This window comes from Leptotrichia sp. SK-5, from assembly GCF_055387215.1.
The window spans coordinates 2448948-2465597 of sequence record NZ_AP028931.1 but is presented as its reverse complement, the minus strand read 5'-3'; the positions used below and the strand labels follow the sequence as shown (position 1 = coordinate 2465597).

16 protein-coding genes are annotated in these 16650 nt (G+C 29.6%); 1 reads left to right on the top strand and 15 read right to left on the bottom strand.

Annotated features, from left to right (window positions below):
• Positions 1–47: 47 nt before the first annotated feature.
• Entirely contained in the window at positions 48–1070 is a 1023-nt protein-coding gene (gene tsaD, locus ACZ5B9_RS12035) for a tRNA (adenosine(37)-N6)-threonylcarbamoyltransferase complex transferase subunit TsaD (protein ID WP_464423975.1), read from the top strand.
• A gap of 153 nt (positions 1071–1223) precedes the next feature.
• Here tsaD and ACZ5B9_RS12030 read toward each other — a convergent pair whose 3' ends face one another.
• The 15 genes from ACZ5B9_RS12030 to ACZ5B9_RS11960 form a co-directional block, all read right to left on the bottom strand.
• On the bottom strand, positions 1224–2756 hold the full coding sequence (locus ACZ5B9_RS12030) for a UDP-N-acetylmuramoyl-L-alanyl-D-glutamate--2,6-diaminopimelate ligase (RefSeq protein WP_464422799.1): 1533 nt from the start codon (positions 2754–2756) through the stop codon (positions 1224–1226).
• 320 nt (positions 2757–3076) lie between these two features.
• Entirely contained in the window at positions 3077–4561 is a 1485-nt protein-coding gene (gene lysS, locus ACZ5B9_RS12025) for a lysine--tRNA ligase (RefSeq protein WP_464422798.1), read from the bottom strand.
• Positions 4562–4706: 145 nt separating this feature from the next.
• Positions 4707–5078, bottom strand: a complete 372-nt coding sequence (locus tag ACZ5B9_RS12020; RefSeq protein WP_464422797.1) for a DUF1934 family protein — start codon at positions 5076–5078, stop codon at positions 4707–4709.
• A gap of 21 nt (positions 5079–5099) precedes the next feature.
• The gene (locus tag ACZ5B9_RS12015) at positions 5100–5531 is read right to left on the bottom strand and encodes a hypothetical protein (RefSeq protein ID WP_464422796.1); all 432 of its coding nucleotides are present in this window, start codon (positions 5529–5531) and stop codon (positions 5100–5102) included.
• A gap of 12 nt (positions 5532–5543) precedes the next feature.
• A complete protein-coding gene (locus ACZ5B9_RS12010) occupies positions 5544–6014 on the bottom strand; it encodes a 23S rRNA (pseudouridine(1915)-N(3))-methyltransferase RlmH (protein ID WP_314291391.1) in 471 nt (156 codons plus the stop codon).
• 62 nt (positions 6015–6076) lie between these two features.
• Entirely contained in the window at positions 6077–8152 is a 2076-nt protein-coding gene (gene mutL / locus ACZ5B9_RS12005; RefSeq protein ID WP_464422795.1) for a DNA mismatch repair endonuclease MutL, read from the bottom strand.
• A 72-nt stretch (positions 8153–8224) separates the two neighbouring features.
• Positions 8225–8815 (bottom strand): hypothetical protein, encoded by a 591-nt coding sequence (locus ACZ5B9_RS12000; protein ID WP_464422794.1) that lies wholly within the window; start codon positions 8813–8815, stop codon positions 8225–8227.
• Positions 8815–9372, bottom strand: a complete 558-nt coding sequence (locus ACZ5B9_RS11995; protein WP_464422793.1) for a hypothetical protein — start codon at positions 9370–9372, stop codon at positions 8815–8817. Before ACZ5B9_RS11995 ends, ACZ5B9_RS12000 begins: the two co-directional genes overlap by 1 nt.
• 220 nt (positions 9373–9592) lie before the next feature.
• Complete coding sequence (mvaD, locus tag ACZ5B9_RS11990; protein ID WP_464422792.1) at positions 9593–10576, bottom strand: diphosphomevalonate decarboxylase; 984 nt, start codon at positions 10574–10576, stop codon at positions 9593–9595.
• Between the two features lie 18 nt (positions 10577–10594).
• The gene (gene mvk / locus ACZ5B9_RS11985; protein ID WP_464422791.1) at positions 10595–11485 is read right to left on the bottom strand and encodes a mevalonate kinase; all 891 of its coding nucleotides are present in this window, start codon (positions 11483–11485) and stop codon (positions 10595–10597) included.
• Between the two features lie 234 nt (positions 11486–11719).
• Positions 11720–11971 (bottom strand): hypothetical protein, encoded by a 252-nt coding sequence (locus tag ACZ5B9_RS11980; RefSeq protein WP_036070439.1) that lies wholly within the window; start codon positions 11969–11971, stop codon positions 11720–11722.
• Between the two features lie 424 nt (positions 11972–12395).
• Entirely contained in the window at positions 12396–12890 is a 495-nt protein-coding gene (locus tag ACZ5B9_RS11975; RefSeq protein WP_021768870.1) for a flavodoxin, read from the bottom strand.
• A gap of 251 nt (positions 12891–13141) precedes the next feature.
• On the bottom strand, positions 13142–13690 hold the full coding sequence (gene epsC / locus ACZ5B9_RS11970) for a serine O-acetyltransferase EpsC (RefSeq protein ID WP_464422790.1): 549 nt from the start codon (positions 13688–13690) through the stop codon (positions 13142–13144).
• Between the two features lie 147 nt (positions 13691–13837).
• The gene (cysK, locus tag ACZ5B9_RS11965; RefSeq protein WP_464422789.1) at positions 13838–14755 is read right to left on the bottom strand and encodes a cysteine synthase A; all 918 of its coding nucleotides are present in this window, start codon (positions 14753–14755) and stop codon (positions 13838–13840) included.
• 133 nt (positions 14756–14888) lie between these two features.
• Positions 14889–16583: a M3 family oligoendopeptidase gene (locus ACZ5B9_RS11960; RefSeq protein ID WP_464422788.1), complete on the bottom strand. Its 1695-nt coding sequence runs from the start codon at positions 16581–16583 to the stop codon at positions 14889–14891.
• Between the last annotated feature and the right edge of the window lie 67 nt (positions 16584–16650).

Below are 16650 nucleotides of genomic sequence, written 5' to 3'. Positions count from 1 at the left end.
AATTGAAGAAAAAAATGAAAAACGAAAAGAAGAAAGAGAGAAAAACTATGAAAATACTTGCATTTGAAACATCCTGTGATGAAACTTCCGTTGCAGTTGTAGAAGATGGGAAAAAGATTTTAAGCAATATTATTTCCACTCAGATTGATATTCATAAGGAATTTGGCGGAGTAGTTCCTGAAATTGCCTCACGGCACCACATTGAGAATATTTTACCAGTATTTACCGAAGCTCTGGAAAAAGCAAACTGCGAATTAAGCGACATTGACTACATCGCTGTAACAAATACTCCTGGGCTTATCGGCTCTCTGCTCGTAGGCTTAATGTTCGCAAAATCCTTGAGTTATGCCAACAATATTCCACTACTTCCAGTAAATCACATTAATGGGCATATTTTCTCAAGTTTTATTGATAATGATGTAAAATTACCTGCAATATCGCTAGTTGTATCAGGCGGGCATACAAACTTGTATTATATTTATGAAGAGAATGGGAAAATAATTACTGATTTGCTTGGCGAAACATTAGACGATGCTGTTGGAGAAACTTATGACAAAATTGCAAGAATATTGGGATTAGAATATCCAGGAGGACCGTATATAGATAAATTGTCAGTAAACGGAGAAGATATTTTAAAAATAAGAAAACCAAAAGTTGACGGCTACAACTTCAGTTTTAGTGGAATAAAAACTTTTATAACTAATTATGTAAATAATCAAAAGATGAAGGGTAATGCTATTTCAAAAGAAGATATTGCAAAATCTCTTCAGGAAATTATTGTAAATGTTTTGTATGATAAAATATTGATGGCTGTAAAGGAAAAAGATGTGAAAACTATACTCGTTGCAGGTGGCGTTTCTGCCAACAAAAGGCTTCGTGAGAAATTTTCAGAATTTACAAATATTAAAACTGACAAAAACGAACAAATCGCAGTTCATTTTCCCAAAATGGAATATTGTACTGATAATGCGGCTATGATAGGAGTTGCGGCTTATTATGACTTGAAGAATAATTCTCAAGTTGAGCTGGGAAAACAGTATGATGTGGATGCGATTTCTACTAAAAATTAGATATATAATGAAAACACCCCTTGTAACCTGTAATATTATTTATAATAGAAATATAGGTTTTAAGGGGTTTTTATTAATTATAATTTTTTATTACTTTGATTTTAAATAATTTCAAGAATAAGTTAAAAATTAAGAGTAACTTATTATGTTAAATTATTTCATTTCGTCCAAAATATTTCTCACAACTTCCCTATCATCAAAATGTGTTTTTTCAGTTCCGATGATTTGATAAGTTTCGTGTCCTTTTCCTGCAATTAATAGACTATCACCTTTTTGAAGTAGTTTCATTCCATGTTTTATTGCTCTTTTTCTATCAGCTATAATTAAGTATTTACCAAATGGGTATTTTTCTTCAATAAGTCCTTTTTCTATGTCTGCTAAAATATTGACAGGATTTTCTGTACGTGGATTGTCTGAAGTTAAAATAATAAAATCACTGAATTTCGCAGCAGCTTTTGCCATTTTTGGACGTTTTTCGTGATCTCTATCACCGCCTGCACCAAATATTGTTATTACACGATTATCTGTGATTTGTTTCAAAGTTTTTCCAACATTTAAAAGACCATCATCTGTATGTGCAAAATCAACTACTATTCTTACTTCCAAATCGCTTTTTATTGTTTCAAATCTTCCTGATACTGAAGATATTTTTTCTAATTTTTTTACGATACAGTCCATTTCAATGCCAAGTGATAAAGCAGAAGCAACACAACCAAGAATATTGGATAAATTATATTCTCCAACCAAATCAACTTCAAATTTGAATTCTTCTTTACACTCTTCGTTTATGTTTTTAAGAAAAGGATTAGTTTTTTCAAAATAATTTTTCAAATTTATTTTTACTTTCATTCCATTATTTGTATAGTTTAGAATATCTCCCCAAATATCAGCTTTTTCGTTTCTTACACTTATTGAAATAGAATTGTTGCCTTTCATTTCAGAATAAATTTTTTCCCCGTGTTCATCATCAATATTAATTACCCCTGTACCGTTATTTTTTTTATCTTTTCTTAACATAGAAAATATTTTTTTCTTTGCATTAAAATAATTTTCCATTGTTTTGTGGAAATCCAAGTGATCTTGTGTCAAATTCGTAAATATTGCAGAATCAAATTGAAGCATATCTACACGCCCAATTTCCAAAGCATGTGAACTAACTTCCATTATAAAATAGTCAGCCCCTTTTTTTACACTTTTATCAATCAACTTGATTAATTCTAGTGATTCGGGAGTCGTATTCACTGCTTCAAATTCTTCATCTAAAATACGGTTTCCATTTGTCCCTATTCTAGCTGTCTTTTCCAAAATATTTTCTAAAATAAAACTTGATGTAGTTTTTCCATTTGTTCCTGTAATTCCTATGATTTTTATTTTATTTTGTGGATAGTCATAATAATTTGAAGCAATTATTCCTAGTTTTTTTCGTATATCTTCTACTAAAATAAAAGTTACATCGTCAGAATTTTTGTATGTTGCTATATTTATATTTTTTTCTGCAATAATCATTTTTGCACCATTGTCGATTGCCTTTTGAATAAAATTATGCCCATCTGTTTCACTTCCAGACATTGCCACAAATACAAAATCTTTTTTTATTTTTCGTGAATCATACTCAATACCTTTTATTTCAAATTTTTTTGCATCTTTGAGTATTTTATACTCTACATCTTTGAATATTTTATACATTTTACACACTCTCTCTCTTAATTAAAGAATCCTAGGATTCTAAAATTTATTTTTATAATACATTTTATCATTTTAGCCAAAAAAAATCTAGAAAAGACAGAATAAAAAATTTAGAAGCAAGCAAATTTAATTAGATTTTATATATATACTCAAACCTATTTAAAATTAAACTACTAAAAATTATATAAATTTAGAGTTTTAGTAAAATAGTCATAACTTTTGGTTCGGTTTTAAAGTAGTTTTACTATAAGATAGAATTAGATGTTATAAAAAAAGACTCAAACTCCAAAATTATAAAGGAGTTCGAGTGTATTAAAAAATTATAATTCAATATCTTCTTTTCTTAATGTTGGGAATAAAATAACGTCCCTTATTGAAGCAGAATTTGTCTGCAGCATAACTAATCTGTCAATTCCTATTCCAAGTCCTCCAGCTGGCGGCATTCCATATTCTAAGGCACGGATATAGTCTAAATCCATTCCTTGCGCTTCATCATCTCCAGCTTCTTTTAATTTCACCTGTTCTTCAAATCTTTCCTTCTGATCTCTCGGATCATTTAATTCTGAATAAGCATTGGCAAATTCTCTTCCCGAAATAAATAACTCAAATCTGTCTACCCATTCAGTTTCACCTTTTTGATTTTTTGAAAGTGGAGAAATCTCTTTTGGATATTCAGTAATAAATGTTGGATTTAATAAAGTTCCCTCGACTTTTTCTTCAAATATCAAGTTTAAAATTCCATATTTTGTATAAGTTCTGTCCTTTTCTAGTGGAATATTCATTTCCTTAGCTTTATTTATCGCATCTTCATCACTGCTAACTGTGTCAAAATCAAATCCAGTTGTTTCTTTTACAATGCCCTTCATTGTAACACGTCTCCAAGGCTTTGCCATATTAATAGTCTTATCTTCATATTCAATCTCATATTTACCATGAAGCTCAAATGTTAAGCTTGAAATCAAATCTTCTGTCAAGTCCATCATATCATTAAAATCAGCATAAGCCTGATATAGTTCCATCATTGTAAATTCTGGATTATGTTTTATTGAAATTCCTTCATTTCTAAAACTTCTGTTTATTTCAAACACTTTTTCAAATCCACCTACAAGCAGTCTTTTTAAGTATAATTCAGGTGCTATTCTCAAGAACAGCTCCATATCAAGTGCATTATGATGTGTTACAAACGGTCTTGCTGTAGCTCCTCCAGCAACTGGGTGCATCATTGGCGTTTCCACTTCTGTAAATCCTTGTTTTTCAAGATAGCTTCTAAAAAATCTTATAATCTGGAATCTTTTTTTCATCGTTTCCATAACTTCCCTGTTCATTACAAGATCTACATATCTTTGTCTGTAACGAGTTTCGATGTTAGTTAGTCCATGAAATTTTTCTGGAAGTGGACGTACATTTTTAGACAGCACTTCAAAAGAATCTACTCTTAGAGTTAATTCCCCAGTATTAGTTCTAAAAAGTTTTCCTTCTAATCCAATAAAATCACCAAGTCCCATTTTTTTATAAATTTCGTACTGTTCTTCTCCAACTTCATCTTTTTTTACATAGTATTGGATTTTTCCAGTTGGATCCTGAATTTGTCCAAATCCATTTTTTCCCATTCTTCTAAAGGCAACGATTCTTCCCGCTGTTTTAAATACTTTATCACAAGTTTCATCATATTGGTTTATTTCTGCAATATCATTTAATTTTTCATATTTTCGTCCATACGGCTCAATGCCTATTTCTTTTAATTCTTCTACTTTTTTTAATTTTTCTTTTATAATACCATTATCATTGTGGTTTTGATTACTCATTCACTTTTCCTTTCTATTTTTTTTATTATGAAATAAACATACTTAATAATAATTATTTGATACCTATATTCACATCTTTCTATTATCTAAATTTAGAAAATAAAATCTAAATAATTGGCAAGGGCATGGCGTTTGATACCCTTGCTTAAATATCTATAAATTGTACTTCTAAATTTATACTATTTATCACTTCATTACCATCTATTATATCATATTCCAGCATTATTTTTCCATTTTCTTTTTCAATTTTTTTTGTAAAAATCTTATATTTTCCATGAAATTGCTTTGTAATATAGCTAAATAAAGTATTTTTATTATTTTTAAATATTTGCTTGGAATTGATTTGCCCATAGCGAAAAATTTCTACAAAATCACCTTTATCAATAATTTTACAGTTTCCATATTCGTCTTTATAATGATATTCTTTTTTTTCTTCAAGATTTATCATTTTTTCCAGTTCAAATAATTTTTCATAATTTTGTTCAAAGCTATCTGAACTTTTTATTTTTATTTTCATTTCATTCCTTTAGTTTATTTTTTATTCATCTTCATCGTCATCAAAGAAATCATCTAAGAACTCAGATAAATCCTCGTCATCTTCGTCTTCATTGCCAAAAAAATCATTCTCATCATCTTCGTCTTCTAATGCGTCAAAGTTTCTTTCATCATATTCTCCATCCACATTTTCATCTTTATCATATTCCCCAAAATCTTCATTCCAATACATATAATCCTTATCAGAGCCGTAATATTCATCATTCCATATTTCCAACACCTGATCTTCTTCATCCTCATCTAAATCATACAGTTCCTCTTCAATACTGTCATAATAAAACACTTTCTTTTCACCAGTTTCATCATCACAAACTAAATATTCCTTATCTCCTACCGTAACATTGGAAAGGCAAGTATAACCTTCTACATCTCCTTCGTTGTTAATTCTTTCAAATTCTTCCCCAGCAGAATACATATTTTTCCTCCATTATTTATGATATTTTATATTATTATTAATTGAAATCCATCTGTATATTTGCTCTGTCAAAATTAATCGCATAAGCTGATGTGGGAATGTCATTGGTGAAAAACATAGCCTAAAGTCTACAATTTTTCGCAAGTTGTCATTTACACCATTGGATCCGCCTATTATGAAATTAATTTCACTGTTTGTTATGGAAATTTTTTCGATTTTATCTGCCATTTCTTCGGAAGATAGCATTTTTCCATTTAAATCGAGCAAAATATTGTATGAATAATTTTTTTTTGAAATAGCATTTATTATTCTTTCAGTTTCTGAATTTATTGCATTTTCAATCCCCTTGTTATCATCTTCTTCAGCCAGTTCAGTAATATCGAGTTTTATGTATTTTGACAACCTTTTTGAAAACTCAGCTATTCCCTCTTTTATGTATTTATCTTTTATTTTTCCAATACACACTACATTAATTCTTATCATATTTTTTCCTTATTGTCAAAAGTTTTTTCATTTTTTTACTAAATTTTCTTAATTTTTTACTCTTATTTTCTTCTGCCAAACATTTTATCCAAATCGTTTCTAGAGAGTTTTACAATAATTGGCCGTCCATGTGGACACGTATATTTCCCAACTTCGTGAATCCTTCGCACCATATTCTGCATTTCAAACATATCAAGCCTTTGTCCAGCTTTTACAGCTCCCTTGCACGACATCGAAATAATAATATTTTCCCGTAAATCCTTTACTTCAACTTCATTTTTCAAATCCATGAGCAGCTGTAAAAACACATTTTCAATGCTATCCCGAAAGTCAAAGGCAGGAACGGCACGAATCACAATTTCATCTTCTGAAAATTCATCAATATCAAATCCAAAATCTTTAAAAATGTCAACATTTTCAAAAATAATATTTTTTTCAATTTGTGTAACTTCCATTTTTAGTGGCAATAATAAATGCTGTGATTCAATTTTCTTATTATAAAACTTGTCCTTTAGCTCTTCATACAAAATTCTCTCGTGAATAATATGCTGATCATAAATTTCCAGTTCGTCATCTCTGCGAACAAGAATATATGTGTCAAAAATCTGCCCCAGAATATCATAATGAAACTGCTTTCCAACATGCTTTTCAAACGTTCCAACTTTATAATAGGATTCATCTGCAGTATTTTCATTTATAGTATCAAAATTTCTATATTCAGCAGTATTTTTATAATTCTCAAAATTGCTATTATGTTCCCATTTTTTTGTCTGAAATTTATCTTCAATTTCAAAGTTTTCCACATTATTTTCCACAATTTTATTTGAATTTTTATTCATTTTATTCCAGATTTCATCAAGGCTTGAGATATTTTCGTTTTTATTATTTATAAAATTTTCATCACTTGAAAAAGTATTATATGTAATATTTTCGGAATTATCAGGAAACTCAGAATTTCTATCATTCTTATTAAAATCATCCGCTGAAAAATTATCTTTTTCATTTGAATTTTTAGTATTTTCTAAAATTTTTCCATCAAAAGTTTCCAAACTTATAACTTTTTGGTTTTCCCCCTTCAAAACATCATCGGAAAACAAGTCATCCTTTTCCACAGAGACATTTTCATTAATATTGATATTTTTCTTTATCAGGTCAATATTAGGTTGCCAGTTTTCCCTGTCATTGTAGTAAAAAAAGTCATCAATTGCTGATTTTATTTCATTATAAACAATTTTATCATTTGAGAATTTTATTATTTTTTTGGATGGGTGAACATTTACATCTATTTCCTTTGGATCAGTATTGTAAAAAATAATTGCAAATGGATATTTTCCCTTCATTAGTTTAGTGTAATAGCCGTCTATAACAGCACGCTCAATAGTTGCTGACTTTACATATCGGTTATTTACAAAAGTAAACATAAAGTCCTTTGAACTTCGTAAAATTTCTACATTACCTAAATATCCATATTCAAATTTTTTCAAATTTCTCAAAACTGACTTTCCAAATAATTCGAGGATTGCATTCTCAATACCTTTTCCACTTGTTTTTATCGTATTTTTTCCATCTAGTTCGAGCGAAAATGCCACATTGCTGTTTGAAAGTGCTTCCTTTAGTACAATATCCCTGATTTTACCATATTCTGTTGACATTTTTCGTAAAAATTTCCGTCTGGCAGGCGTATTATAAAATAAATCCCTGACTTCCATCTCTGTCCCGACATTTCTTGAAACTTCCTCAAATTTTCTCACAACTCCGCCATAACAGCCAATCTTATATCCTACAGGACTATTTTCAGAACGTGTAGTAATCGTAAGCTTAGACACTGCCGCAATAGATGACAGAGCCTCTCCACGAAATCCATAAGTATTTAAGTTAAAAACATCTTCCTTTTCCTTAATCTTAGAAGTAGCATGCCGCTCTACCGACAAAAGAGTATCGTCCTTATCCATCCCAATTCCGTTATCACTTACTTTAACATCAGTTCCAGATTTGAAAACTTCAATTTTTATCATTGTAGCCTTCGCATCCAGCGAGTTCTCAATCATCTCCTTAATCATCGAAGCTGGATTTTCCACAACTTCCCCAGCGGCAATAATATTTGACACTTTTTCATCAAGTATTTTTATATATCCCACAATTTCTCCTCCTTTTTCTATGTTATTTTTTTATTTTTATTGTAAAATTTTAAGTTTTTGCCTTAAAAATCTTTAATTTTGAGTAAGTGAGTTAAAATTCAAATTAAAGAACATTGCTTTGCTGAATTGTGGACTTTCTTGCATTTCCCAATTATCATTATGTTTTACATATACAATATCAAATGTTTCTTCAAAATATCTTAGATTAGGATCATTCAATTTTTCATTTACAGATTCTTTTAAAAATTGCGTAGTCAATTTTATCACTTCATCTTCTGACCTCACAGTAGGGTTTGGTGATTGCAAAAGTCTTTGTCTTTCTTCTAATATTTTCTTTTTAAATATTTCTATTGCTTCTGATAAATCAGGATATTTTATAGTAATATTTACAATAATTTTATTTTTATTTTCTTTTTTTGTTTTATTAATTTTATAGGACATTTTTTTATATCCTTCATCAATTGCTTCAAATGTTATACCAGCCATTTTATCATGATTTGATAATTTATAACCACCGTTTCGAGTGAATTCTATTAAATTTTTTAAATCATTTTCAATAATTTTTTTATCATTTTGACAACTTGTTATTGTAAATATTAAGATTAATCCTACAATAATTGAGAATATTTTTTTCATATTTGCTTCTTCATCCTCCTTTTTCATCAGTTTTTCTTTTTTAAGACAAATACAGCTATCATACAGATAATTAATCCAGCAACTGCAGGCTTTAACATTGACAATGCACTCTTGCCAGTTAAAAGGTAGCTGTTAAATATTTTAAGAATTGCAGTTGCTATTAAAATTAATAAAAGTAATTTCCAGTTTTTTGTCCAAGTTGAAACTATTATAAAAACAAAAAAAACTATAACAGTAAAAAGCAGGACAATTTTATCTATTGTCCATCGACTTTTCAAATAATTTGCTTCAAAATTTAAAAATTTTGCAATTTCAGGATTAGTTATATTTGGCTTTGGAAACCAGAACATACTCGTAAACAGACCAAAAATAGAAATTGAAATTCCTGAAAACCTCTTTTTGTATGCACTCCAAATTATTGGAATAATAAATAGTGGTCTAATATACCAGCTTAGTATATTACGGTGTCGCTGAAATGCCCACATAAAAAATATGTTATTACTAAAAAATAAATAAATTAAAATTATTGTCATAATTCCAAATAATATGCCTATAGCTATGTCAAATTTTCTTGATTTATCCATTATTCAAAATCCTTTCCAAAATATATCTTGACTCTTTCAATATTAAACTGATAAAATCAAACAATTTTAGAAATAATCATAATTTTTTATTTTCAATTTCAAATTATACTCAAACCTACTTAAAATTAAACTACTAAAAATTATATAAATTTAGGGTTTGAGTAAAATAGTCATAACTTTTGAGTTTTGTTTTAAAGCAGTTTTACTATAATTTTCACAATTATAATTTCACAGTCTTGCTCACAATAATCTTATACTTTTCTTCAAAAATTCCTGCTAATTTTTCCAAATCCTCTTCCAGACAAAGTACCTTCACATTAGGCCCTGCATCCATTGTAAAATAGCATTTTTTCCCATTATTTCTCAAATTTTTTACAAAATCCATTGCTTCATAAGTTTTTTCATTAAAATATGTAAACGGAGGATTTGCAGTTTCAGTTGTCTTGTGCATTCTAAGAGCATTCTCTTCTGTCAAAGTTCCTACTTTTTCAAAATCATTTTCAGCAAGATATTTTTTCATATTTATAAAGTCAATTTCAGACTGTTTTACCCACTCGTCAAAATATGTCGAAGTTTTTGCACAAAGTTCCATTCCATTTCGGCTTGAAATTTCCTTTTTATTTTCATTCAGCACAAGCACAATCATTGCCAGTTTCAAATCTGTCTTTACCTCATAAATTTCTCCAGTATCCTTATCCCAAGCCGCAACAGGCCCAAAGAAGCTTCTCGAAGAAGATCCCGAACCAAATTTTGAAATCTGTGCAAGTTCAGATTGCGTATAGTTTTTTCCAAAAAGTTCATTGCAAGCTTTTATTATAGCAGATAAACCGCTCGAACTGGAAGAAAGTCCCGCCGCCGTTGGCATATTATTGGTTGTAGAAATTTTTACTTTCTGATTCCTGTTTTCCCTGAATAAATCCACAACTTTGCTAATCTTTTCTGTATGCATACTATCCTGCAATTCGCCATTCAAATAAAATAAATCTGCCATGTCTGAATATTTATCTTTACAATTTTCGCTTTTTATATCTTTTTCAACTGCAATTTTAATATCTTCATCATTTATAAATTCCATCTCTGTTTCTGTGAACATATCGTTAAGAGTAAGGGAAATGCTGCTTGTGGAAGGTATCATTTTTGCTGTATCTTTTTTTCCCCAGTATTTTATAATCGCAATATTAGCATAAGATTTGACTTTTACCATTTTTACTCCTTTTTTTTATTAAATTTTCTCCACCCAAATATTCTCTGCTCCACATTTTAACAATTTATCTTTTATTTTTTCTACAATTCCCAGATTCTTAGCAAGTGCGATTACACATCCTCCTAATCCTCCACCAGAAATTTTTGCTCCACTTGCTCCATTTTCGATTGCTGTTTTTACAAATAAGTCTGTTTTTTCAATGGTTATATTCAAATTTCTGAGTTCTATGTTTGCCTTTGTCATAATTTTCCCTATTTTATGGACTTTTTCTTCTTTGGATTCAATATTTTCAGTCAAGATTTTAGCCATTTCATCTGTCAATTCTCCTAATTTGTTTAAAGAACTGTCAGCGTTACTTCCTAAATTTTTAACCTTTTGAATTGCTTCGCCAGTATTTCCATAAATGCCTGTATCTGCAATTACAAGATATGCATCGAGATTTAAGTCAATGTATGAAAATCCCTTGTTCTTTATAAATTTTATGGCTTTATCGCTAAGGCACGTTTTGGCATCCAGCCCGCTTGGTGTACTGTGGGCTACAATTTCTGCCGTGTGAACCAGTTTTTCCAGCAATTCATCATCCAGATTTTCCTCAAAATAGTCAAATACTGCCCGGATTGCGGCAATACTCACAGCTGCTGAAGAGCCCATTCCACGTTTTGGCGGTATTTGAGAAGTTACTTTATATTTTATTTTTGCATTTTCTTTTTTTAAATATTTTAATGCAGTAAAAAGAGCAACTGAAATAGTATCAGTCTTATTAGGGAAATAGCTGCTTTTGGCTTCTTCTACAATACATTCAATTTTAATTTTTTTTAGTGGAATAGCGATGGCAGGATAACCGTAAACAACAGAATGTTCTCCAATTAATATTATTTTACTGTGTGATTTTCCGATACCTTTTTTCATTGAATTTTCCTTTTTTATACTAAAATTATACAAATTTATTATACTAGAAAAGTTATAATAATCCAATACCTTTTTATATATTTTCAAATTTTTTAAAAATCGAAAAAATTAATAAAATCTAATATTTGGATAGAATAATATAATTTTTTATTTATTTTTCAAAAAAAAACTCTAAGTTTTTTATAAACCTAGAGTTTTTAATAATTTTATTGTTGGTAAAGGTTTTAATTTTTATTAACCTGCAAGAAGTTTTGCTCTAGTTAAACGCAATCCTCTGTACCCAGTACCTTCAAAATAAATTTTATAAGAATATCCTTTTGAAACAGAAGATAATCTACCACTTGTAAATTGGAATGTTCTTCCTGATTCTGCACTTTCACACGTTACAGATCTACCTGTTTTACCAGTAACATAACACTCCTCTACGTATCTTGAAAATCCTAATGCTCCAAATGCTAAAAATCCTACTAGAATTAATTTTTTCATGCTAATCAGCTCCTTTTTTACATTTTTTTAAATACTGTTTTCTATTATAGTATATCATATAATTTAAAAAAATCAAGTATTTTTTTGATTTTTATTCGAAAATTTTAAAAATTAAATCTAAATATTGATTATTAGAGATATTGTATAACTTTGAAACGTAATGTTACTTTCTTTGACTTAGTCTATATTTTTAACAAGTTAGAATCTAAGATGCCACTGTTTGATTAAGTTTTTAATTTATACTAAAGAAAGAAAAGAACAATAAAATAAAAAAAGACGTCCTTGTGAACGTCTTCTTTATTTTTGGAGAGAAAATCAACTTGTGAAAATTGATTTATCTTAGTTATATATAAAATATAGCTAAAATCATATTTAATTTGTCTTTTGTGAAATTATTTTTATTATTCACAGACATGGTTTATTATTAAAATTCTTTTTTGATTTGTTCAACCCATGCATCAATTCTTTCATCTGTTAATTCAGACTGATTAACTTCATCTAAAGCAAGTCCTAAAAATTGACCATTTTTTACAGCTCTTGATTCGTTAAATTCATATCCTTCAACTGAAGTTTTTCCAATAATTGTTGCACCAGTTTTTTGGATTTCTTCATCAAGAATGCCAATTCCATCCATAAATGTATCAGAGAATGTTCCTTGATCTCCACTACCGAAATATCCTACTTTTTTACCACTGAAATCTTTGTTTGCCAAGTCATCGACAACTGCAGCCCAGTCATCTTGCAAGTCTCCAAACCCCCATGTAGAAGCTCCCAAAAGCAGTACATCAAAGTCTTCTAACTTATCTTCATTCCCATCAATATTAAAAACTTCTGCTCCATCAATTTTTTCTGCAATTTTATGAGCTATATCTTCAGTTACGCCTGTTGTTGATCCGAAAAAAATTCCTACTTTTGCCATATTAAGCCTCCGTTATTAGTTTTTATTTATTTTGGATATCATGTATCCCACTATTTATTGTATTTTTTAATCAAAGAAATGAAATAAATTCTTTTACTCAAATTTCATATAAAAAATATATCATATTTTATTTTGGTTGTCAAATTTTTTTGATTTTTATATTAGTTTTTTAGATTATATTCAAAATTTTTAAAATTAAGTCCTAAAACTTAATAGAAAAGGACTTATTTTTTTTAAATAACAAAAATAAATTAAATATACCACATATAGTAATCTTCTTCTGTTTTTGGGATAATTCTGGCAGGAATGCCTACAGCGACAGCCTCATCAGGTACATCTCGTAAAACAACTGAATTTGCTCCAATTCTTGCATTTTTACCAATTATTATATTTCCTAAAAGTTTTGCTCCAGTTCCAACTGTTACATTTTCTTTTAATGTCGGATGTCTTTTAGTTTTTGAGGTACTTACCCCTCCGAGAGTTACCCCATGATAAATAACGCAGTTATTGCCAATTTCGGCTGTTTCTCCAATTACAATTCCCATCCCGTGGTCAAAAAATATTTTATTTCCCAGCTTTGCTCCCGGATGAATTTCTATTCCTGTAAAAAAACGTGAAATTTGAGAAATAAGCCTTGCCAAAAAATACAATTTCCTTTTTTGAAAAAAATGAGCAATCTTATGGTTAATAACCGCATGCAGGGATGGATAGAGAAAGACTTCTATTTTAAATCTTACTGCCGGATCCTTTTCTGCGATATTATTTATTTCATTTTGTAACCATTTAAAAATAGTAATCACACTCCTTAAAAATTATATCTTATTATATACTAAAACTATTTTAAACACAACTTTTTTATACAAATGTAATAAAATTTTTTAAGGATTGTAAAAAAGGCAATTCATCTTATTATCTATAATATCAAAGAATTATTGCCATATTATTTTCTATAAATTATTTCTAAATACTTCAACTGATAAGTATTTTTCACCACCATCAGGTAAAATTGCTAAAACTTTTTTGCCTTTTCCTAATTTTTTAGCCACCTTGTAAGCAGCTGCAATTGCAGTTCCAGAAGAGATTCCTATAAATAGTCCATTTTCCTTTGAAGCTCTTGTTGCAAACTCAATAGCTTCTTCATTTGTTATTTTTATAACTTCATCAACAAGTTCAGGATTATAATTTCCAGGAATGAATCCAGCTCCAAGACCTTGCTGAGAATGTTTTCCAGGTTGTTCTCCTGATAATACTGCAGAAGTTGCAGGTTCTACAGCGAACACTTGCACTCCAGGTCTTTCTTCTTTCAATCTTTTTCCAACTCCTGATAAAGTTCCAGCAGTTCCAACTCCTGAAATAAAGGCATCAATTTGTGGGAAGTCATTCAAAATTTCCTTTGCTGTAGTTTCATAGTGTTTAGCAGGATTTGCGGGGTTTTCAAATTGCTGAGGCAAGAAGTATCCATTTTCAGCCGCTAATTTTTCAGCTTCAGCGATTGCACCTTTCATTCCTTTTGCTCCTTCAGTCAATATTAACTCAGCTCCGTAAGCTGCCAAGATGCTTCTTCTTTCCACACTCATCGAATCAGGCATGATGATTATTACTTTATATCCTTTTGCTTTTCCGATTAAAGCTAATGCAATTCCAGTATTTCCCGACGTTGGCTCTACAATTGTTCCTCCTGGTTTTAATTTTCCTTCTTTTTCAGCTGCTTCTATCATTCCAAGAGCCGCTCTATCCTTTACACTTCCACCGATATTGTATTTTTCAAGTTTTACATAAATATCAGCAATATTTTCTTCATTTAAAAATTTTAGTTTTACTACAGGTGTATTTCCAATTAAGTCTAAGATATTTTCATAAATCATTATACATTACCTCCATATAATTAATATATTATTCTTTTAAATTTGTATCTACAATTATTATATCACTAAATTTTTTTTAAATCAATAGAAAAACAGAAATATTTTAAAATTTTATTTTTAATAATGATTTAAATTACAAGTTCATATCATCGACACTATCCAGATATTCTTTAATTTTTGGAATTACAGCCGCTAATGTTCCTTCCTCAAATGGATTTTTCAGATTGGCAGATTTCATAAGTTCAAAGAACGATTTACTTCCTCCAAGTTTACATAGGTTCAAATAATCCTGCCATGCTTTTTCCCTGTCTTCCCTTGATTTTATCCAGAATTGGAAAGCACAGACTTGAGCTAAAGTATAGTCGATGTAGTAAAATGGCGAGCTAAAAATATGTCCTTGTCTAAACCAGAAAATTCCATTTTTCAATTCATTGACTTCTCCGTAATCTCTAGTTGGTAAATATTTTTTCTCAATTTCAAGCCATTTTTCACGACGCTCTTGTGGCGTAACTTCTGGATTTTCATAAATCCAGTGCTGAAATTCGTCGACTGTTACGCCATAAGGAATGAATAAAAGAGCTTCTGACAAATGAATAAATTTATATTTTTCTGTATCATTTTCAAAGAATAATTTCATCCACGGCCAAGTCAAAAATTCCATGCTCATTGAATGAATTTCGCAAGCCTCATAAGTTGGCCATAAATATTCAGGCACATCAAAACCTCGGCTTTGGTAAACTTGAAAAGCATGCCCCGCTTCGTGCGTCAAAACATCGATATCATGTGCAGTCCCATTAAAATTGGCAAAAATAAATGGAGCCTTGTATTCTGGAATATAAGTGCAGTATCCGCCACTCATTTTCCCCTTTTTAGAAAGCAAGTCAAGCAAATTATTTTCAGTCATAAATGTAAAAAATTCATCAGTTTCCTTCGACAGTTCCTTATACATTGTTTTACCATGATTTAAAATCCATTCAGATGAACCATGTGGATCGGCATTTCCAGAATTAAATTTTATAGACTCGTCATAAAATCTAAGTTTTTCAACACCAAGCCTTTTTTCCTGTCTTTTACGAAGTTCAGTATACAGTGGAACAATGTTTTCAAGTACTTGCTTTCTGTAACTTTCCACCATTTTTGCATCGTATTCAAGCCTTGAAAGTTGTTTATACCCAAATTCCACATAATTTTTATATCCCATTTTCTGTGCCATTTTAGTTCTCACTTTTACAAGCGAATCATAAATATTGTCAAATTCTTCTTGATTTTCAGCAAAAAACTGAGCTACTTTCTTTGCGGCTTCAATTCTCACATTTCTGTCCGTTGATTGCGTATAGGGAACCATTTGCGATAAATTAAGCTCTTTCCCATCAAAATCAATTTTTGCACTGGCAATCAATTTTGAATATTTACTGGATAATCTATTTTCTTCCTGTGCATCTGGAATAATCTCGTTCGAGAAAACTTTCAATGTATTTTCCGCTAAGTCGAACAGCAATTTCCCGTATTTCTTGATGAGTTCATCTTTAAATTTTGAATTGACAAGGGCTTTATAAAAATCATTAGTAAATCCAAATAAAATTGGACTAATTTTATCCATATACTCATTTTCCTTATCATAAAACTCATCGTTCGTATCAATGCTGTGCCGAATCGAAACAAGCGTCTGCATAGTCTCAATATGGTTTCTCAGCTTTATTATTTTATCAAACGCTTCAATTTGTCCCTCCACATTTTCTGCCTTTTCAAAATTGCCTATCAGTTCTGAAAATTCTCCTTTTGTTTTTTCCAAGTCCAAATGTTCATATTTGTAATTATTAAAATTCATAATTTTTTCCTCCATATTTTTTATTTTTATAAGTTTAGTATATCAAATTTTAAGTAAAATAACAATT